General features: G+C 62.0%; 19 protein-coding genes and 2 pseudogenes. 16 read left to right on the top strand and 5 right to left on the bottom strand.

Translation table 11 applies throughout. From position 1 onward, the window contains the following. Together hlyD and B5X69_RS15900 are read right to left on the bottom strand one after the other, a co-directional pair. Window positions 1-1032 (bottom strand): secretion protein HlyD, encoded by a 1032-nt coding sequence (gene hlyD / locus B5X69_RS15905; RefSeq protein ID WP_020819440.1) that lies wholly within the window; start codon window positions 1030-1032, stop codon window positions 1-3. Next, window positions 1029-1637: a TetR/AcrR family transcriptional regulator gene (locus tag B5X69_RS15900; RefSeq protein ID WP_020819441.1), complete on the bottom strand. Its 609-nt coding sequence runs from the start codon at window positions 1635-1637 to the stop codon at window positions 1029-1031. The genes hlyD and B5X69_RS15900 overlap by 4 nt, the downstream gene beginning before the upstream one ends. 219 nt (window positions 1638-1856) lie before the next feature. On the opposite strand from B5X69_RS15900, the gene B5X69_RS15895 reads away from it, so the two are divergent. The 8 genes and pseudogenes from B5X69_RS15895 (at window position 1857) to B5X69_RS15860 (ending at window position 7205) form a co-directional block, all read left to right on the top strand. After that, entirely contained in the window at window positions 1857-2213 is a 357-nt protein-coding gene (locus tag B5X69_RS15895; protein ID WP_079639621.1) for an ArsR/SmtB family transcription factor, read from the top strand. Window positions 2214-2223: 10 nt separating this feature from the next. After that, entirely contained in the window at window positions 2224-2760 is a 537-nt protein-coding gene (locus B5X69_RS15890) for an arsenate reductase ArsC (RefSeq protein WP_020819443.1), read from the top strand. Then, on the top strand, window positions 2757-3203 hold the full coding sequence (arsC, locus tag B5X69_RS15885) for an arsenate reductase (glutaredoxin) (RefSeq protein ID WP_020819444.1): 447 nt from the start codon (window positions 2757-2759) through the stop codon (window positions 3201-3203). The genes B5X69_RS15890 and arsC overlap by 4 nt, the downstream gene beginning before the upstream one ends. A 13-nt stretch (window positions 3204-3216) precedes the next feature. Further along, complete coding sequence (gene arsB / locus B5X69_RS15880; protein ID WP_025160954.1) at window positions 3217-4290, top strand: ACR3 family arsenite efflux transporter; 1074 nt, start codon at window positions 3217-3219, stop codon at window positions 4288-4290. Beyond that, on the top strand, window positions 4287-5069 hold the full coding sequence (gene arsH, locus B5X69_RS15875) for an arsenical resistance protein ArsH (RefSeq protein WP_021223100.1): 783 nt from the start codon (window positions 4287-4289) through the stop codon (window positions 5067-5069). The genes arsB and arsH overlap by 4 nt, the downstream gene beginning before the upstream one ends. Window positions 5070-5481: 412 nt before the next feature. Beyond that, window positions 5482-5865, top strand: a pseudogene (locus B5X69_RS15870) (hypothetical protein); the annotation flags it as partial. Between the two features lie 241 nt (window positions 5866-6106). Then, on the top strand, window positions 6107-6604 hold the full coding sequence (locus B5X69_RS15865; RefSeq protein WP_020819448.1) for a TIR domain-containing protein: 498 nt from the start codon (window positions 6107-6109) through the stop codon (window positions 6602-6604). A 46-nt stretch (window positions 6605-6650) separates the two neighbouring features. After that, a complete protein-coding gene (locus B5X69_RS15860; RefSeq protein WP_021224402.1) occupies window positions 6651-7205 on the top strand; it encodes a toll/interleukin-1 receptor domain-containing protein in 555 nt (184 codons plus the stop codon). Window positions 7206-7221: 16 nt separating this feature from the next. Here B5X69_RS15860 and B5X69_RS15855 read toward each other — a convergent pair whose 3' ends face one another. The 3 genes from B5X69_RS15855 to B5X69_RS15845 are packed head-to-tail and all read right to left on the bottom strand — an operon-like array spanning window position 7222 to window position 9535. Continuing rightward, window positions 7222-7878, bottom strand: coding sequence for a Thoeris type III anti-phage system protein ThcA (locus tag B5X69_RS15855; RefSeq protein WP_025160956.1), 657 nt, complete (start codon window positions 7876-7878; stop codon window positions 7222-7224). A 2-nt stretch (window positions 7879-7880) separates the two neighbouring features. Next, the gene (locus B5X69_RS15850) at window positions 7881-9041 is read right to left on the bottom strand and encodes a Thoeris type III anti-phage system protein ThcB4 (protein ID WP_020819451.1); all 1161 of its coding nucleotides are present in this window, start codon (window positions 9039-9041) and stop codon (window positions 7881-7883) included. Window positions 9042-9046: 5 nt separating this feature from the next. After that, on the bottom strand, window positions 9047-9535 hold the full coding sequence (locus tag B5X69_RS15845; protein WP_020819452.1) for a TIR domain-containing protein: 489 nt from the start codon (window positions 9533-9535) through the stop codon (window positions 9047-9049). 203 nt (window positions 9536-9738) lie between these two features. Here B5X69_RS15845 and B5X69_RS15840 point away from each other — a divergent pair, with 203 nt between their 5' ends. The 8 genes and pseudogenes from B5X69_RS15840 (at window position 9739) to B5X69_RS22045 (ending at window position 17742) form a co-directional block, all read left to right on the top strand. Further along, the gene (locus B5X69_RS15840; RefSeq protein ID WP_025160957.1) at window positions 9739-10881 is read left to right on the top strand and encodes a tyrosine-type recombinase/integrase; all 1143 of its coding nucleotides are present in this window, start codon (window positions 9739-9741) and stop codon (window positions 10879-10881) included. After that, entirely contained in the window at window positions 10874-12691 is a 1818-nt protein-coding gene (locus tag B5X69_RS15835) for a site-specific integrase (protein ID WP_020819454.1), read from the top strand. Before B5X69_RS15840 ends, B5X69_RS15835 begins: the two co-directional genes overlap by 8 nt. 334 nt (window positions 12692-13025) lie before the next feature. Then, on the top strand, window positions 13026-14504 hold the full coding sequence (locus B5X69_RS15830) for a site-specific integrase (protein ID WP_245798777.1): 1479 nt from the start codon (window positions 13026-13028) through the stop codon (window positions 14502-14504). After that, window positions 14488-14946: a hypothetical protein gene (locus B5X69_RS15825; protein WP_020819456.1), complete on the top strand. Its 459-nt coding sequence runs from the start codon at window positions 14488-14490 to the stop codon at window positions 14944-14946. The genes B5X69_RS15830 and B5X69_RS15825 overlap by 17 nt, the downstream gene beginning before the upstream one ends. A gap of 103 nt (window positions 14947-15049) precedes the next feature. Further along, window positions 15050-15652, top strand: a pseudogene (locus B5X69_RS22055) (hypothetical protein); the annotation flags it as partial. After that, window positions 15649-16002 carry a DUF3768 domain-containing protein gene (locus B5X69_RS15815; RefSeq protein WP_020818778.1) on the top strand — a complete coding sequence of 118 codons (354 nt, stop codon included), beginning with the start codon at window positions 15649-15651 and terminating at the stop codon, window positions 16000-16002. The pseudogene B5X69_RS22055 and the gene B5X69_RS15815, both read left to right, overlap by 4 nt. Before the next feature lie 84 nt (window positions 16003-16086). Continuing rightward, window positions 16087-16965 carry an ATP-binding protein gene (locus B5X69_RS22050; protein WP_020818777.1) on the top strand — a complete coding sequence of 293 codons (879 nt, stop codon included), beginning with the start codon at window positions 16087-16089 and terminating at the stop codon, window positions 16963-16965. A gap of 228 nt (window positions 16966-17193) precedes the next feature. Beyond that, a complete protein-coding gene (locus B5X69_RS22045; RefSeq protein ID WP_245798776.1) occupies window positions 17194-17742 on the top strand; it encodes a hypothetical protein in 549 nt (182 codons plus the stop codon). Window positions 17743-17877: the final 135 nt, after the last annotated feature.

The raw sequence follows: 17877 nt of genomic DNA, 5'->3' as shown, positions 1-17877 counted from the left end.
TCAGCGGCCTTTGGCGCGCGCGCCGGAGGTTTGTCCGACTACGACCTCGATCGTTACCGGCATGCCCTGACGCAGCGCGGCATCGGCATTGGTGACCACGATCCGCAGACGATAGACCAGATCCGTGCGCAGATCGGTCGTTTCTACCGTTTTGGGCGTGAACTCGGCGCGAGGCGAAATGAACCCGATCTGGCCTTGATAGAGTTTGTCGGAGGAATCGCTGCGAACGCGCACCCGCATTCCGGGCGCGATACGCCCCAGATCCGGTTCGCCGACATAAGCCCGCACATAAACCGGAGCATCAAGGCTGAGGCTATAGACCGGGCTTTGGCTGACAGCCATGCTGCCGGGTTCGCGCACCCGTGCGATGATCGTGCCGGTGCCGGGTGCAAGCAGAACCGTGTCGGCGAGCGCGGTGGCGGCTTGAGCCCGTGCTGCCTGTGCGGCGGCGAGGCGCGCTTGCCCCGCCGCGATGTCTTCCTTGCGGAAGCCTTCGGCGGCTTGCGAATGCGCGGCCCGGGCCGCCTTGACACTGGCGGCGGCCTGATCGCGCGCAGTGCGCGCGGCATCGACCGTCTTTTGACTGGCGGCTCCCGACGCGAGCAACTGGCTCTGCCGATCAAAATTACGCTCCGTGTCCCTGGCGACGGCCAGGGCCTGATTGAGGGCCTCCTGCGCCTGCGCAATCTCCTGCGGCCGCAGCCCGCGGCGCAGTTTGTCGAGGTCTGCCTGTGCGGCCGCTACGGCGGCGTCGGCGGCCGCGAGCGCTTCCTCGAACGGCTGCGCGTCGAGAGTCGCCATATGTGCGCCCGGCTCGACATGATCGCCTTCATCGAACAGCATCTGCGCGACGCGGCCGGACTGGCGGAAGGCCAATTGCACCTCCCGGATGTCGACATTGCCGTACAGATTGAGGGCGTCGCCGTCGCGGCTGCCCCGCTGCATCCACAGCCATCCAGCACCGATGATCACGATGACGGCCGCAATGATCAGGATCCGCTTTGTCGTGCCGGACAGGCGGATGTTCTTCATGATGATGCTCCGACGCCGCGCAGATAGATGGCGAACACGCCGGGCGCATCGCTGCGGATGCGGGTCACATCGTCCGCCAGCATGGATTGCATGACCAGGCCCTGGACCGTGCCGATGAACAGGGTGGCCGCGGCTTCCGGATCGAGGTCCGCATGCAGTTCGCCCCGTGCCTTTCCGGCGTCGAGCAGGGTATGCAGCCGTTCGCCATAATGGCGGATCAGGGTCTGGGCCATGCGCTTGGGAAGCGTCTCGCCCGGTCGCTGCAACTCCCCGAACAGCATTCGCGGTACACCCGGGTGATCAGACACGAAATCGATATGCGTCATGAAAACCGCTTCAAGCGCGGCAGCCGGAGAGGCGGCTTCCTCGACCGCCTTGTCCACGCGGCCGAGCAAGCGCTCGGTCACCCAGGACATCACCGCCTGCAGGATGGCGTCCTTGGTCGGGAAGTGGCGGAAGAGCGCGCCCTGGGTCAGACCCATCCGCTGGGCGATGGCCGTCGTGGTGATGTCGCTCGGGTTCTGTTCCGCGGCCAGGCCGACCACCGCCTCCACGGTCGCCGCCCGTCGCTCGTCAGCGGGAAGATGTCTGGACCGCCCGTTCATAGCTTGCGCCTTCAAAAGATAGTAATCTATTACTATCTATCTGTCATGAGCGTCTGGCGCAAGATGGTTCCGCCTGGATCGAGGCTGTCGGCCCATCCGCATGAGTGCATCATGGTCACTCAGACCATCGGCCATCTCCATAGTGGTATATGATTCTATACTTCTCGAAATGTAGATTGACCGCGCAGGCGCCTACTATTATTCGATGAGTTTGGAAGGATGGAATCGACCGTGAAGGAGTTCAATCCGCAGGACTCGGCCGTCGAGGCGCTTGGCGCGCTGGCGCATGACACGCGCCTGTCTGTCTTTCGTATGTTGGTGAAGGCAGGGCCCGATGGACTGATCGCCGGCGCCATCGCGCAGGCCGCCAATGTGCCTCCGTCCACCATGTCGCATCATCTGGGTATTCTTGAACGGGCGGGACTCGTGGAGTCCGAGCGGGAAAGCCGGCTCATCCACTATCGCGCCGATTATGAGGGGATGCGCCGGCTGCTGGCCTTCCTGATGGAGGACTGCTGCCAGGGCGTCCCTGAAATGTGCGCCGATCTGTTCGGCGAGCTCGACTGCAAGGCCTGAGGTTACTCCCATGTCCGACACGATCGGCCCCGGCAAGACCTACAACGTGCTCTTCCTGTGCACCGGTAACAGCGCCCGCTCGATCTTGGGCGAAGCCATCATGAACAAGCTGGGGGAAGGGCGTTTCCGCGCCTGGAGCGCCGGCAGCCAGCCCAGGGGCGAAGTCCATCCGATGGCGCTCTCGGTTTTGAACGGGCTTGGGTTCGACACAGCGGGCATGCGTTCGAAAAGCTGGGACGAGTTCGCCGTGCCGGACGCGCCGCAATTCGATTTCATCTTCACCGTCTGCGATAACGCCGCAGGCGAAACATGTCCCGTGTGGATCGGCCATCCGATGACGGCGCACTGGGGCATCGAGGATCCGGCCGCCGTCGAAGGCGATGATCAGCGCGAGGCCTTCATGCAGGCCCTGCGCTACTTGCAGAACCGTATTTCGCTGTTCCTCGCGCTCCCGCTCGCCAGCCTCGACGAGATGGCGATGCGGCGCAAACTCAGGGAAATCGGCCAGAGCGAGGGCGCCAGCGTCAGGGCAGGAGCATGCGAATGACCCACCCGGAGACGCCTGTCGACATCGTCATCTACCACAATCCTGAATGCGGAACCTCGCGCAATGCGCTGGCCATGATCCGCAATGCCGGCATCGAACCGCATGTCATCGAGTACCTCAAGACTCCGCCTTCGCGTGCCTTGCTGGCAAGCCTCATCGTCCGCGCCAGCGTCACCCCGCGCGCCCTGCTGCGCGAGAAGGGCACGCCCTTTGCCGAACTGGGACTCGACAATCCGGATCTCACTGATGCGCAGTTGATCGATGCGATGATGGAACATCCGATCCTCATCAATCGGCCGCTGGTCGTCTCGCCGCTGGGCGTGAAGCTTTGCCGTCCGTCCGAGGAGGTCCTCGACCTCCTACCGGCTGACCAGCGCAGCGCCTTCGCCAAGGAAGACGGCGAACAGGTGATCGATGCCGCCGGCAGGCGTGTCACCGGTTGAACGAGGGATCAAGATGACCGCACAGCCCAGGCGTGAACGCCTGTCGTTTCTCGATCGGTATCTCACCTTGTGGATTTTCCTCGCCATGGCGCTCGGCGTGGGTCTGGGATCGACCTTCGAAGGATTGCCAAGGGCGATCGACAGCCTGTCCTGGGGGACCACCAACCTGCCCATCGCCATCGGCCTGATCCTGATGATGTATCCGCCGCTCGCGCGGGTGCGCTATGAGGAACTGCCGCGCGTGTTCGAAGACAAGCGGGTGCTGGCGATCTCGTTGATCCAGAACTGGATCATCGGCCCGGTGCTGATGTTTGCGCTCGCCGTCATCTTCCTCAGCGACAAGCCGGAATATATGACAGGCCTGATCCTTATCGGCCTCGCCCGTTGCATTGCCATGGTCATCGTCTGGAACCATCTCGCCAAGGGCGACAACCAGTATGTGGCTGCGCTGGTCGCGTTCAATTCAATCTTCCAGATCCTGTTCTTCAGCGTTTACGCCTGGTTCTTCCTCGCCTTTTTGCCGCCGCTGCTCGGGCTGGAGGGCAGCGTTATCAATGTCAGCTTCTGGACCATCGCCGAGGCGGTGCTGATCTATCTCGGCATTCCCTTTCTGGCTGGATTTCTCTCCCGCAAATGGCTGGTCAAGGCTAGGGGGAATGAATGGTATGAAACCTGCTTTCTGCCCAGGATCGGCCCGATCACGCTCGTCGCGCTGCTGTTCACCATCGTCGCCATGTTCAGCCTCAAGGGCAATGAGATCGTGACACTGCCGGGTGACATACTGCGGATCGCCATCCCGCTCACCATCTACTTCGTGGTTCAATTCAGCATCAGCTTCTTCATGGGCAAGCTGATCGAGAGCGACTATCCGCGCACGACGGCGGTGGCGTTCACGGCCGCGGGCAACAATTTCGAACTGGCGATTGCGGTCGCCATCGCCGCCTTTGGACTGGCTTCCCCGGTCGCCTTCGCTGCGGTGATCGGGCCGCTGGTCGAGGTTCCGGTGCTGATCCTGCTGGTCAACGCCGCCTTCTGGTTCGGGCGGCGCTGGTTCCCCGACAGCGTGCCGGCGGAGGTCCGGGCATGAACGAGACGAACCACAGCCGATTGCGGACGCTTGCCGATCCCGACCGTCTTCCAGCGCTCAAGCCTGACTATGTTCATCGGCGTCCAGCCCTGGGCCTGGGGGATCTCAATCCGCCGCCGCGCATCCTGCTGCTCTACGGATCCTTGCGCGAACGGTCCTATTCGCGGCTTGTGGTGGAAGAGGCGGCGCGTCTGCTCCAGTTCTTCGGCTGCGAAACGCGGATTTTCGATCCCTCCGATTTGCCGATGCCCGATCAGGTCCAGGATGACGATCATCCGGCGGTTCACGAACTGCGGGCGCATGCGCTCTGGTCCGAGGGCCAGGTCTGGTGCAGCCCGGAACGGCACGGCCAGATCACCGGGATCATGAAATCGCAGATCGATCACCTGCCGCTGGCTTTGAAGGGCATGCGCCCGACGCAGGGTCGCGCCCTTGCCGTCATGCAGGTCTCCGCAGGTTCACAATCGTTCAACAGCGTGAACAGCTTGCGCGTCCTCGGCCGCTGGATGCGGATGTTCACCATCCCCAACCAGTCGAGCGTCGCCAAAGCCTTCACCGAGTTCGACGAGGCCGGGCGGATGAAGCCGTCGAGCTATTACGACCGGATCGTCGACGTGATGGAGGAACTGGTGCGTTTCACTGTCCTGCTCCGCCCGCATGTCGATCAACTGGTCGATCGCTATTCGGAGCGGGTCGAAACGGATCGACCGGTCATTGCTCCGGCGGAAATCCTCGCCTCGATCGATGGGACTCTGGTTCCGCCACGACAGAAGGCATGATGCCCAATGGCCCCGCGCGTCTCGGTATCCAGAACGAACTGGCAGACATTTATGGCCGTTTGAGTGCCTTCGACTGACCGGGTCTGGACGAGGGCGTGACGGCTTGCTGCTATGCCGAGTCCGAAAGGAGCTGGATCGCCGGTGCCCAGGATGGGGCGTGGGCGGCTTTCTACATCAGCGGCGATGCGACGGATTATGGGAATGGTTCGAGGCTGAGCGCACTTTTCCGCAAAACGCCGCCGATGACGCCTGTTGTGCGCCGGCGGTGCCAATAGCGAAATCAGGCTGCCGCGGCCAACGGCGCGCAACAATATCTCATGGACGTGGATCGATGCCGGAGCCGTCCAGATGAGAGGGGAGTGGGAAGGAGTGATCGAGCCAAAGCTCTGCTCAAGCCCATTTGGATATCCCCATGTGCGATCTCACCTCAATCCCGGCCGAGGCCGGCTCCGCTCCCGCGCGCCTGCTCGATTATATTCGCGTCGATGCGCCGCAGCCCGTCGTCCTGGCCTATGGCATCGGTGTCGACAGCACCGCGCTTCTTCTCGAACTTGAAAGCCGGGGCACGCCGCCTGACCTCGTGATCACCGGGGATCCTGGCGTCGAGAAGCCGGAAACTTATGCCTATCAGAAGATGATCGCCGCCTGGATGGCGGCGCGAGGAATTCCCTATGTGACGGTGCGCTACACACCGCGCCGTTTCAAGCATTGGCCGCCCTATTTCGATCTGCTGTCCAACGTTCTGACGAACGCCACCTTGCCGAGCATTTCGCTGGGGCGCCATTCGTGCTCGTTAGGTCCGGCTTCGGCGACTGTCTCTTTTGCTCGCGATGAGTGACGGGCCGACCGCCGCGCTAACCCAAAGAGCTGGCGGTGGTCGGCCCGTCACTCGCGTCGCGCAGCGACGCCTGATTGCCGGATGAACCCGCTGGGCCTCAACTACCGTACTCCATCCTCGAGCAGATCGCTTCAGAATCGATTTCTCTGGCGAAACGAAGGCTGGGCTTGTAGAAGGCCGGAGAACAAAAGGGGGCCTTATGGCGCGGCGCGTTTTCTTCAGTTTCCACTTCGCGAACGATTTTTGGCGCACCCAGCAAGTGCGCAACATCGGTGCTCTTGAAGGGCAGTCTCTTTGCACCGCGAATGCGTGGGAAGAGGTCAAGCGGAAGGGCAAGGCCTCGATCGAAAAATGGATCGATGACAACATGTACGGCAAGAGCTGTGTGGTGGTGCTTGTCGGCTCTGAAACAGCGAACCGGCCTTGGGTAATCCGCGAGATCGTTAAAGGCTGGGATGCCGGCAAAGGAGTGGTCGGTATTCGGATAAACAAACTTCTCGGCCACGACGGGAATTCGTGCACGGCTGGTAGCAATCCGTTTGACGAAGTGGGCTATGGAAATACCGGGAAAAAGCTATCATCTATAGCGAAGCTGGTCACCCCTTCCGGCTCAGATAGCAAGGCAGTCTATGATTCGATCAAGAACGGAATCGAGAGTTGGATTGAGGACGCGATAGCGATCCGCTCAAATAACTGAGGTAGCTCCGTGAGTTCGGTCTATATCCGATAATAGAGTTTCGATTATGATCGAATACATTACAAAATCCGAGCTTCGGAATTTCGCTGATAAGTTAAATGTTAGCGAACAGGCAAGCCTCAGAAAGTCTGCTGCTTCCCGTAGCCTCTCAGGCACCACATTTCTTTCACACTCGAGCAAAGATGATGATCTGGTCGTTGGCGCTATTCGTGTGTTGGAAGGGCACGGAGCTAGGGTCTATGTCGATGAAATCGACCCGGAAATGCCCCCATACACGACGGAGGAAACGGCGGGGCTGCTAAAGAGCCGTATTCGCCAGACCAAGCGCTTTGTCCTTCTTGCAAGCAAGAATAGCAAGGACAGCCGTTGGGTGCCCTGGGAGTTGGGCGTGGCCGATGGTTATAAAGGGTTGACGAAGATCGCGCTGTTCCCGGCATCCGACAGCGCGCATGAGCAGGCATGGGCGTCGTGGGAGTATCTGGGATTATACCGCCGCATCGTCTGGGGGGATCTACAGGGTCATCAAAAGCGCGTCTGGATGGTCCTTGACGAGAAAAGGAACACAGCTACGGAGCTTAGCGAATGGCTTGCTGGCGACTGATGAGTTCCCACCCCGTTTAAGCAGTGGCAGGGGGCTGCCAAAATCGCTCCTCAACGACAGCTGGTTGGAGGGCCGGGCTTTCGAAGCGCTCCTCTCGGACGGAAACGTCAAGGTGGCGGTGAAATAACGCAACATAGTCCCGGTCTTCCGTTAGGTCGGGCGCTAAAGACTCAACTTGCGCTCCTACGTCAAGCGTCGCGCCGCCCGTGGAGATTACCGGTATCACTGCAGCCTCGGGTTGCAGGCGTCGAAACATCTCATATTCTTGTATAATTCCTCCCATGCCTCCAATAAAAACTGCTGCTTTGAACTTGTGTTCGGAAAACATGCGTTCACGCATGTTCAGCAAGCTCTTCTCCCGATCCCTTTCGATCTCTTCCGTATAAACCACGTTGTTGAACCGCTCATTATCCTCGGGATACTCATCCTTGAAATGGCGAGACTGGTAGAGCCGGACCCAGTGTCCGTAATTTATTCCGATGTCTTGCGAGACCACCCAGATCATCGGTGTGATTGCGGGTTGACCACCCCAGACAAGCAGCCTGCGCCCTAGTGTAACGTGCACCAAAGCGGAGACTGCGGCTGTAATCGCGACGGTGTCAGCAGTCGCTGCATATTGTGGGCCTCGCTTTGGATCTGGCACGCCCGCCGAAAGAAAAATGGCCTCAGTCATGGTCAATTCTCCCATGCCGCAAGAGCCCATCCGGCTTCGGAAACTTTAATCGTACGGACCGCGCGAATATGATCCCCAAGCCATCGGAGATGAGCATTCCATGCATCACGGATGCCGATATGATCGTAGACCAGTACCGGTATCTCCTGCTGTTCCGCTCGTCGCGCCTTATCGGCCACGTCGTTCAAAATTTCAGCCGTGGGGATTCCGACGATCGGATATGCCCAGATCTTTTCGCCGTCCAGCAACCGCACGGCGACGGCCCGATGTGCACCGACGCCTTCCACTGACGCACCAATTTTTTCGACGTCAGCGCGAAGCTTGCCGGTAATCGACATATATCGAGATGCGATGCTGCGGCTTCTTAGCCGCTCGACCTCCAGGACGATTGTATCTGCCGTTTGGGCTACTATTGGGCCATCCGGCCCTTCGAGTTCCTTTGGGTCAAGATATATAGTCTCTGCAAGATCGGTCAGCTTGTTTGGCGTATGCTCAGGCCAAATTACACGAAGGACCTGGATCTCTTTCGCGCGTGCTCTTCCTATTTCCTGTCGCGTCCAGCGGCTATCGAAATAGGTAGGCGTGTCGAGCATAACCATAACATCAGAATCAACGAGCCTATGCCAAAGCACATCTTGGAACGGATCGCCGGGCCTAATGTCGTGCGTGTCCAAGAATACGTCGAATCCGCGGGACGCAAGGAGATCGTGAAGTTGCAACGCAGCTGCTCGGGATTCCACCCGCCGATAGCTCACAAAAACCCGTCGCTGTCGACGAAGTAAACCCACACATTCCAGCATTGTCGACGCGAGTTCAGTCATATTTGGATCGTCAGCGCGCCGCGTTAGCCCATTGATGGGCTGGAGACACTGGGGGATCTGAGCATTGAAGTCTGCGCCAGCGGCAATCGTGGGAATGATGGGCGCGCTCGCTCGGATCAGGTCCTGGGCCGCTTCGAGATCTTGTTGGGCATTTCCTCCAAAATATGCACCTGCGAATGCTGCTGGCTTGTGCCGCCCACCCAGCGTTTCCGCATTATGCACAACTATATCGTCCCCCAACGTCAATCCAAAGTCGGAAACGATATCGGTGAGCGTCGCTGTCAGTGTCGCGCGCTCCTCTGGCGTTGCGGCGCCAAGTATGGCGAGTTCATAAATACTCATTGATGTCAGCGACCGGCCGCTTTTGCTGCAGTTTCGATCCAAGCCGGCATGTTGGCATAGCCGTTATCCCGAACCCAATCATACGTCCCGTATAGGTTTGACAGCGGAATATCTCGACCATTCTGCTTTATTGTAAAATAGCTGAGAGGGTTGGTCCCCTGTCGATCAGTCCCGAGTTGCGGATCTTTTACGCTATGGATGTCGATGGCCAATAGGCCTTTCCCAAGCTCGTAGCTTCTCTTGATCTCGTGCCGGACCCATTCGCGGTCATACGTCTCCGCGCCAAAAAGCACCACCGTCACGGACGTGCCTTTGAGCTGCTCCTCGATCCATTTTTCTATGCCGCCCGCGCGTCTTTTTGCCTCTTCGAACTCTGCCTTGTCATAGAAAGGCTGCGCTTCGCCACCTGGACGAACCACCCAGGAATTGCGGACTTGCACGACCCGTCGAACGTCACGGTCATAGTGAAAGCTAAAGAATACCCGACGCGCCACCGCTTCCCCCCCTTGATCCTCGTTCACTCATATCAAGGCGGGCGCCAGGTGTCAGCAGGCACGGTGAGTGCTTGGGGTAGCTGGTCGCAGCGACACCCTTCGGCATGGCGAGGAAAGCGCCCATTCCATCGAAATGCTTCGGCCAAATCGAGCATGTTGCTCTACTTTCGAAATTGCACCTGTGCGGGCGAGGGAGATGGCCCGTGGTATCAGTGATTCGGGCTGCCTCTGGCGTGCCCAATGTCCCCGCCGGCTTCCCGATTCTGTTCGACGCCGACATGGCGATCATCGAGCCGGCCTTCGTCTGGCTCATGGAGCATGCAGAGCTAAGCGGCCGCGCCCACGCTACGGAAACTGTGCGGACCTACGGCGAGCATCTCCACGATTGGTTCGACTCGCTCGAACAATCGGGGATCGAATGGCGCGAAGCCGACGAACGCGTCATCGCTGCCTATCGCAACCGGATGCTGGAGAACCCCAGCGCACACACCGGGAAGCCCTATGCCCGGACCACGATCAACGCGCGCGTCTCGACCGTCTGCCGGTTCTATGGCTGGGCGCTCGATAAGGGCCTGATCGACCACTGCCCGTTCCGGTTGACCGAAAAGATGACGCTGATGCTCGACGGCGCTTATCGCCCAGGCTTGCAGCGGCGCCAGGTCAACGAGCTGATCGTCTCACGCCCGGAAAAACTGCCGCGACCTCTGCGCGCCGACGAACTGGCACGGCTGTTCGCGCATCTGAGGCCTACCGCCCGACTTGCCGCGCAATGGGCGCTTGGGGCGGGACTGCGCCGCAAGGAGCTTTGCGCGCTCGCCATCGACCAAATCCCGGATAGCTGGCCACTCGACCTCGACAGCGATCCACTTGTCGGCGTGCCGATCCATATCACCAAGGGAGACCGGCCAAGGACAGTCTATCCGCCGATTCGGCTGCTCGATCATACGGACTGGTATGTGGGAGAGGATCGCGCCCGGATCGTCCGCCGTGTCCGCCGTTCCGACCGGGGCTATCGCGCGCCGCCCAATCTCCTGCTGAACGAGCATGGCCGGGCTATGACGCGAAAACTCCTGACGGCGCAGCTCGCGGAAGCTTTCGCGGCTGCGAGACTTCTGGGTACATTGCACTGCCTGCGGCACACCTTCGCGATGGCGATGCTGGCCCGCCTTCAGATCCAGGCCCGCACCAATCCCGATCTCAACCCGCTCAAGGTCGTGCAGGTGCTGCTGGGCCATGCTTCGATCACGACCACCGCGATTTATCTGCGCTGCGTCGAACTGCACGAGCGCGATCTGAGCGAAAGCCTCGCCTATCTTTATGGCGAGCTGATCCCCGCCGATGGCTAGGGGCCGCCTCGATCGGACGCTGAGACTCGATCCGGCACCGGCGAACCATCCGGCGCAGGTCGCCGAAATCCAGTTCCGCGACGAATGGGGCAAGATCGTCCAAAGCTTCAGCCCGGCGCTGTTCGGAATGCCGGACGATATCAGCGCCGCCATCGCCCGGGCTTTCCGCGATCATGATGTAGCATCCAGCGCCGCGACCCGCACCGCGCACTGGTTCGCGCTGCGCGTGTTCGGGAGGTTCCTGCGCGAAGACGCGCGTGTCAGGCGCGCGGCAGACCTCGACACGGCAACGATCCGCCGGTTCATCACCTGGCTGGCGATGCCCACCAACGGGCGCAGGCGCGGCGTCCGCTCACAATCCGGTCAGCTCGGTATGATCCGGCCGGTCCTCAAGCGCGCGATCGCGGACAATCCAGGCTTGTTCGCACCGGGCTTCGCCGTTCCCAACAATGCGATCCCGCTGGCCGGCGTCCAGCGGCTACCGCAAGACCGGCTGACACCTGCCGCAATGCGCGCCCTGCTGGCAGTCTGCTATGCCGAGATCGACACTGCGTGGGACAAGTTCCAGCACGGGCAAGCCATCGTTGGTCTTCCGAATGTGCCGCTCCATGGTGGGCGGACCGTCGAACGGGATCGCTGGATCTGGAAGCTCCATCGCCGCGGCCACGGCATCATGCCGACCGACCGAGGCTTGGACCTTAATAAGCCCGATCGGCAGAGGATCGCCGAGGTAGGCGGGTTCCGCGAGCTCGAGGGTTATCTCCACCTCACGACCGACACGCTGGTTGCGTTCTATATCGTGCTGCTGATCCAGACGGCGGCCAACGCCGGTCCGCTGCGCCAGATCAAGCGGGACTGCCTCGTGCCGCATCCGCTCGAGCGGCATCGCGTCATGGTCGAGTGGGTGAAACCCCGCGCCGGCGGTAAGGTGAAACGCATGCAACGGCGCTCGTTCGACAATCGCCGACCCTATGCGGCGCCGCGCCTGATCGAAAAACTGCTTGCGATGACGGCACCCCTATTGCCGCATGTGGAGCCGTCCAAACGCGACCGACTGTTCCTCCACCGCTTCCTCATGACGACAGGACGCCTCGAGCGTGAGCATCGCGCCGGTCATATCGTGCAGGCCACGTTGCGATCGGCAATGTTGCGCTTCTACGAGCGGCACAATGGCGCGATCGCTTCCTGGAACGAAGCGCATCCCGGCAAGTCCCGTTCCCTGCTTCCCGACTTCTCGCCCAAGCTGTTCCGCAGCAGCATGGCAAGCGCCCATTACACAGCGTCGCAGGGCGATATCATGGCGGCCAAAGCGGTCCTCAATCATGCGAATGTCGCCACCACCGACATCTATGTCGATGGCGAGGCCGTCCGCCGCCTCGAACGCGATACGATCGCTCGGCTCCAGTCGCTGATGATCACATGGGTCACCGGCGAGACGCCCGCCCATGACTCGCAACATCAAGGGCCAGATACCAGCGCGCGGGTGACGGCGCTGTTCGGCCACGACTGCCTTCGACCGGTCGACGGCGGGCAGGCACAGCCTGGCCGCGTGTGCCCGAAACTGGGAGGCTGCCTTGCCTGTCCAGGCCTGATCGTCCCGATCGACCCGGATCATCTGGCGCGCATTGTCCAGGCCACCATGCATCTTGAAGCGGCGCGGGAACGCATCGACCCGATCCGGTTCAGCCTCTTCTATGCCCCCAGCCTTCGGGTGCTGACACAAGACCTGCTGCCGGCGTTCCCGCCCGAAATGATGCCGGACGCGGAACGGCACATACCCGCCTTGCCGCCGCTGCCGGACCTGGAATAGCCTCATGGCCTCCGTCCCGACATCCACGCCTACCCAACTTCCGGCGCCATTGCTCGGAAACGAAGGCATCCCCGCCGCCACGACGTTCAACTGGGGCTTCGAAATGCCGGACGGGAGCCGGTTCCGGGACGATCGGTGGACGCCGCTCCGGCACGCCGCCGAACTGTTCCTGCTCTCGCTGCGGGCCGATCCGCCCGAAGGGCGGAGGCCACTTCGCAAGGAAGCGATCGATGGTCACTTCAGCCACATCCGCTTCCTCGTTCGATGGATGGCAGCCGAGAACGTCCGATGCTTCAAGGATCTCGATCAAGACGCCGTCGACCGGTTCGTGGCCATGTTGCGCGCTCGTCCCGGCAGGAACGCTTCACGGCTCTCCCTCAGCACCGCCGAAGGCTATCTCGGCACGATCCGCACGTTCCACATGCAGCGCGACAAGCTGGACGACGCGCCGCTGATGGCGCCGCCTCGCGCCGGTTCGGTTGGGAAGCGGCACTGGAAACCTTATGGCGGCCATCCCTATACGCCCGACGAGATCGCCGTGCCTCTCATCAGCGGCGCTATGGAACTGCTCGGTGACCCAGCGGACCAGATACTCGCGCTGCGCGACCGTCTCGAAGATCTGTATGAGCAGTTCCGACCACAGCATCAGGGGCGAAGGCTCCACTGGCATATCAGACGCGCCATGTTGGCTGAGCCATGCCCCTACGCGGATCTGTATCCGAATCCGGAATGGCCGCTGCGCCGCCTGACGTTCATGCTGGATCGGCTTGGCGACGCCTGCTTCGTCGTCATCGCCTATCTCGTTGGCGCGAGAGCCTCCGAAATACTCAGGCTTGAGGAGGGTTGCCTCGAACGGCGCGCGGCCGATGGAGACGGTGAGGAACACGTCTATCTGGTCGGCACGATCACGAAGACGTCGCTGACGGAACATGGGGACATCCATCGATGGCTTGCGCCCGAGCCGGTCCGGCGGGCGATCCACATCCTCGAACGTCTCTCCGCACCGCTTCGCGAACTTAGCGGGAAGAGGAACCTCTGGCTCCACCAGCTCGGCCGGGGACGCTCGCCGCTTCCGACGATGATGCCCGTCGCCCTACTGCGATCACCCATGGTCAATATCCGCTTGAACGAACGACTTGCGCCGTTCCTTGCCTTGCCGGAACACCAAGGCGGCACCTGGCACCTGACCACCTATCAGGGTCGCAAGACGTTCTCGCGGTTCATCGGGCGGCGCGACCGCACCGGCCTGACGGCGCTGCAACGCCATCTCGGCCATGTCCACCGCGCGATGACCGACCGGGCCTATGTGGGCACCGACTTCGAGCTTGCCCAGCTGATCGACGACCAAGCCGCCGAAGAAACCCGCAAGGCGCTGGAAGACCTGCTCCTGGCGCCGAACGTCGCCGGGAAGGCGGGCGTCATGCTCTCCGAGCGATCGCCGTTCCGCGGGCGCACGCTATCGGGCGACGTCGATGGCTATATCACCGATATCCTCGCCGAAACGGATATGCGCCTCGGCGTGTGCGACTGGGGCTACTGCCTCTACCGCCGGGAAACCTCGGCATGCCTCGGCGGCGAGCGCGAGCCGAACCCGGTGCTCCGCACGCAAAGCACTTGCTCGACTTGCGCCAACTTCGCCGTGACCGGCAAGCATAAGCCGGTCTGGGAAGCGCGCCTTGAGCGCAACAGCGCTTTGCTCCAGCGCGATGACCTCGACTCCGAGAGCCGTGCGCTTGCAGAAGCCCGCATCCAGGAATCTCGCCGTATCCTGGACCAGTTAGACGAAGGAAATACCGATGGCGACCGAAATTGACCTGTCCAGCCCGCAAGCTCGACGGCGGGCAAAGACGGATGCGCGCCTGCGTGAAGCCCTTGCAGGCCTCGCCGGCAATCCCTCCGCAGAACCCACAGTCGCTGCGCTCGCACGGGCAGCCGGGGTCGGCCGCAACATCATATATACCCATCATGCCGGCGTTCTCGACGGCCTCCGCGCGCTTCAGTCGCAGCGTGCCGGCGCGAACGAGACGACCGCCAGAGAGGCCGATCGCACACGCTCGGCTCTTCGGGATGCCGAAGCTCGAAGCGCCGCCCTCGCGACACATAACGCTAGCCTGTTGAAACGCGCCGTCGACGCCGAGCAACGTGCCGAGAGGCTTGAGCGGCGCAATGCCCAACTCGTGCAGGAACTCGATCGGATACGTAGACCAATCCCGATCCGCCCCAGCGCTGAAGCGCACGATCCTTCCGCTGTCTGACGTCGGTCACGCCCTAATCGGGCGTCCCGAAAGGAAAGGGGGATGAGGAACGCTGGAAATGCGGGCTTTGTGAGGCAAAGGAGACAGGCCCGTCCAGACCTAATGCTCGCTCAAATGGAAGGTCGCCCCGCAGGACGCCTTTCTCAAGCAGTGGGAACCGGCCAAGGACGCCTGGGCGCGCGGCCAGAAGGTCGTTCGCCTTATCGGCTACGACGCATCGCCGGCTGACACGCGGCGCTATACCCATGCCTCGACCATCACGAGCGATCTTTTCGAATGCCGCTACCCACTGCGCGAATGGGGCTGGGATCGCGCGGCCTGCATCGCCCGGATCGAAGCCGCTCAGCTTCCCGTCCCGCCAAAATCGAGCTGCTTCATCTGCGGGGCGATGAAGCCGGACGAAGTTCGCGCCCTTCCGTCCTGGTGTCTGCGCCTCATCGTGCTGGTCGAGGCGAGAGCGGCCCCGCGTCTCAGGACCGTCGAAGGCCTGTGGCGCCGCTCGACGCGCACGCGGCCCGGGCGCATGACCGATTTCATCCGCGCCGAAGAGTTGCTGCCGGCCGCCGACATCGACGCGATCATCCACGACGCGCCTGCCGACCTCATCCGGTTCCAGGATGTGGCGGCCCATGTCCCGCTCCCCGACCGTCCGGCCATGGCGGAGTGGCTCGAGCAGTTCAACGCCGGCCTGAAGGAGGCAGCATGACCATCTCCGTTACAGAACAGATCGCCCGTTTGAACGACCGTTGCCGCCAGGGTTTCGATCCGACCGCTCGCCTTGTCGTGACCCGCGCCTGCCTCGCTCGTCTCGCAGGCGAAGAAGACGCGGTTCGTGAAATCATTGCCCAGGCTGAACTCCTCGCCGCCGTCCGCCGGTATGACTTTGGCCCCGGCGACGGCCCGGAACGAGACTTCGGCGCCTTCGATCTTCGGGGCGAACGCATCTTCTTCAAGATCGACTATTATGATCCCGCCCTCGAATTCGGATCGGAAGATCCAGCGGACGCATCGCTCACGCGGCGCGTGCTCACGATCATGCTCGCCGAGGATTATTGAGGGCTTCGATCGCGCCCTTCGGCGGTCCGGGAAAAGGGGAGGGGGACTGCAGGCGGAGAATTTCCACTTGTCGAGGAGCCCCAGATGTCCCTTCCCGCCACGATCAACAGCCAGGTCGATCCTGCCGCCGTCACCAGAGTCACCCGCCTCTTCAATAACACGCTCGGCGATATTCTCTCCGAGCTTATCCAGAACGCACGCCGGGCGGGTGCGAGCGCGGTCGACCTCAAGGTCATCGACGCCGATGGGACTGCGTTTCTCGCCATTGCCGACGATGGCGCCGGGATCGAGGATCCATCGGTCATTCTCGCCCTCGGTCGGTCGGGTTGGGGTGACGAGATCGCGCGGCGGGAGGATCCTGCCGGCATGGGCGTGTTCAGCCTTGCCGGTCGCGATGTCGAGATTCGCTCCTGCCCGCGCTCGACTGGCGAGGGCTGGTCGATCCGCATCGCTTCAGGCGATTGGGAGTCCGGCGCGCCCATCGCCGTTGCGCCCTGCACCCACCCGTTCGGAACCGAGATCCGGGTGCCGATTGACGCGCAATGGCTCAAGTCACTCGAGACTATTGCACAAAGCGCCGCGCGTTATTGCCCGCTTCCGGTTCGGCTCGACGGCCAGGATCTACTCCGCGAGGACTGGCTGAAGGGCGCAGAGACGATCATCGAGCAGGACGGCGTCCGCATCGGCATCTATCGCAACTATCTTCACCGGCATTTCAGCCCGAGCATCAACTTCCATGGCGTGACTGTCGCGTCGCTCCTTCCAACGGTCGCGGAAAAGGATCGCCACTGGGCGGCCAAGATCGACATCGTCGATGCTCCGGAATTGCAGCTCGTACTCCCGGCCCGCAAGGAGATGGTCGAGAATGGCGCGCTGCAGAGCCTGCGCGCGGCGATCCGCCTCGCCATCTACCGGCATATCCAGGCGCTCGGCAGTCATCGTCTGGCCTTCGCGGACTGGTGAGAGGCGGCCGATCTCGATGTTCAGCTTCCCGAGGCACGGGGTGAGCTATTCTCATGGACGCCGGCGGTCGCCGACTACAATAGCGGGTCCGGTCGCCAGCACCTGACCTCGACGGACGATCTCGTCCTGATCGATGATTTTGGGCCACCGCTCGAGCAGTGCGCTGCTTTCGCGCTCTCGAAGGACGGCCGCTATGAGGGACGGCTCGCCGAATCCGACGAGGCGATGGTGGGCTATGGCTGGTATGACCGGCTTCCCCGGATCACTGATCTCCGCTTCGAGATCGACAAGGGGGGCGAGACGCTTGTGCTCGGTGGGTCGGACCTTCCCGGTATCGACAGCGGCACGGTCGAGCGACTGGATCTCGTGCTGACGATTTCTGGCCCCGCCCCTGAAACGCTTCATATACCGGCGCCTGTCGCCATCGAATATGACGATGGCCTCTTCTGGAGCTTTGAGGAGGCTAATATTCTCCTGGCGGCACCCACGGCCGTCACGCCTGCCGAACTGGTCGATCTGCTCGACGGCGCCTGCTTTTGCGCCAGCGACGATCGCGAGGCTGATAGCTGGGATACGCAGCACGATCGTTTCCTGCTCGATGCGCAGGAAATGGCGACCCGTCTCCTTCTGGGCGATGAAGCGGCCCTGCTCGAGCGCCTGCGCGCCGTCCTCGCCTACCGGACCCAATGGTTCGTTCCGGAAGGCTCCCGGTTCGTCGCCGTTATCGGACGCGAGGCCATGGATCTACGGATTGAGCGGGTTTCGGCGAGCAGCTGATCTGCTGCCCGACGATTGGCGTCGGGGGTGGGGTTGATCAGGCCGGGACCAGGCGGGGGCTGTTCGGATCGATCCATGGATCGACCGGATCGTCCCGAGGCCGCGGACGCGGGCCTCGGCTATGGCGCTTGCGCG

The sequence above is a fragment of the Sphingopyxis flava genome, from assembly GCF_900168005.1.
GTDB classification, from domain to species: domain Bacteria; phylum Pseudomonadota; class Alphaproteobacteria; order Sphingomonadales; family Sphingomonadaceae; genus Sphingopyxis; species Sphingopyxis flava.
The sequence above is the reverse complement of the archived record's forward strand: the minus strand, read 5'-3'. Positions and strand labels throughout refer to the sequence as shown.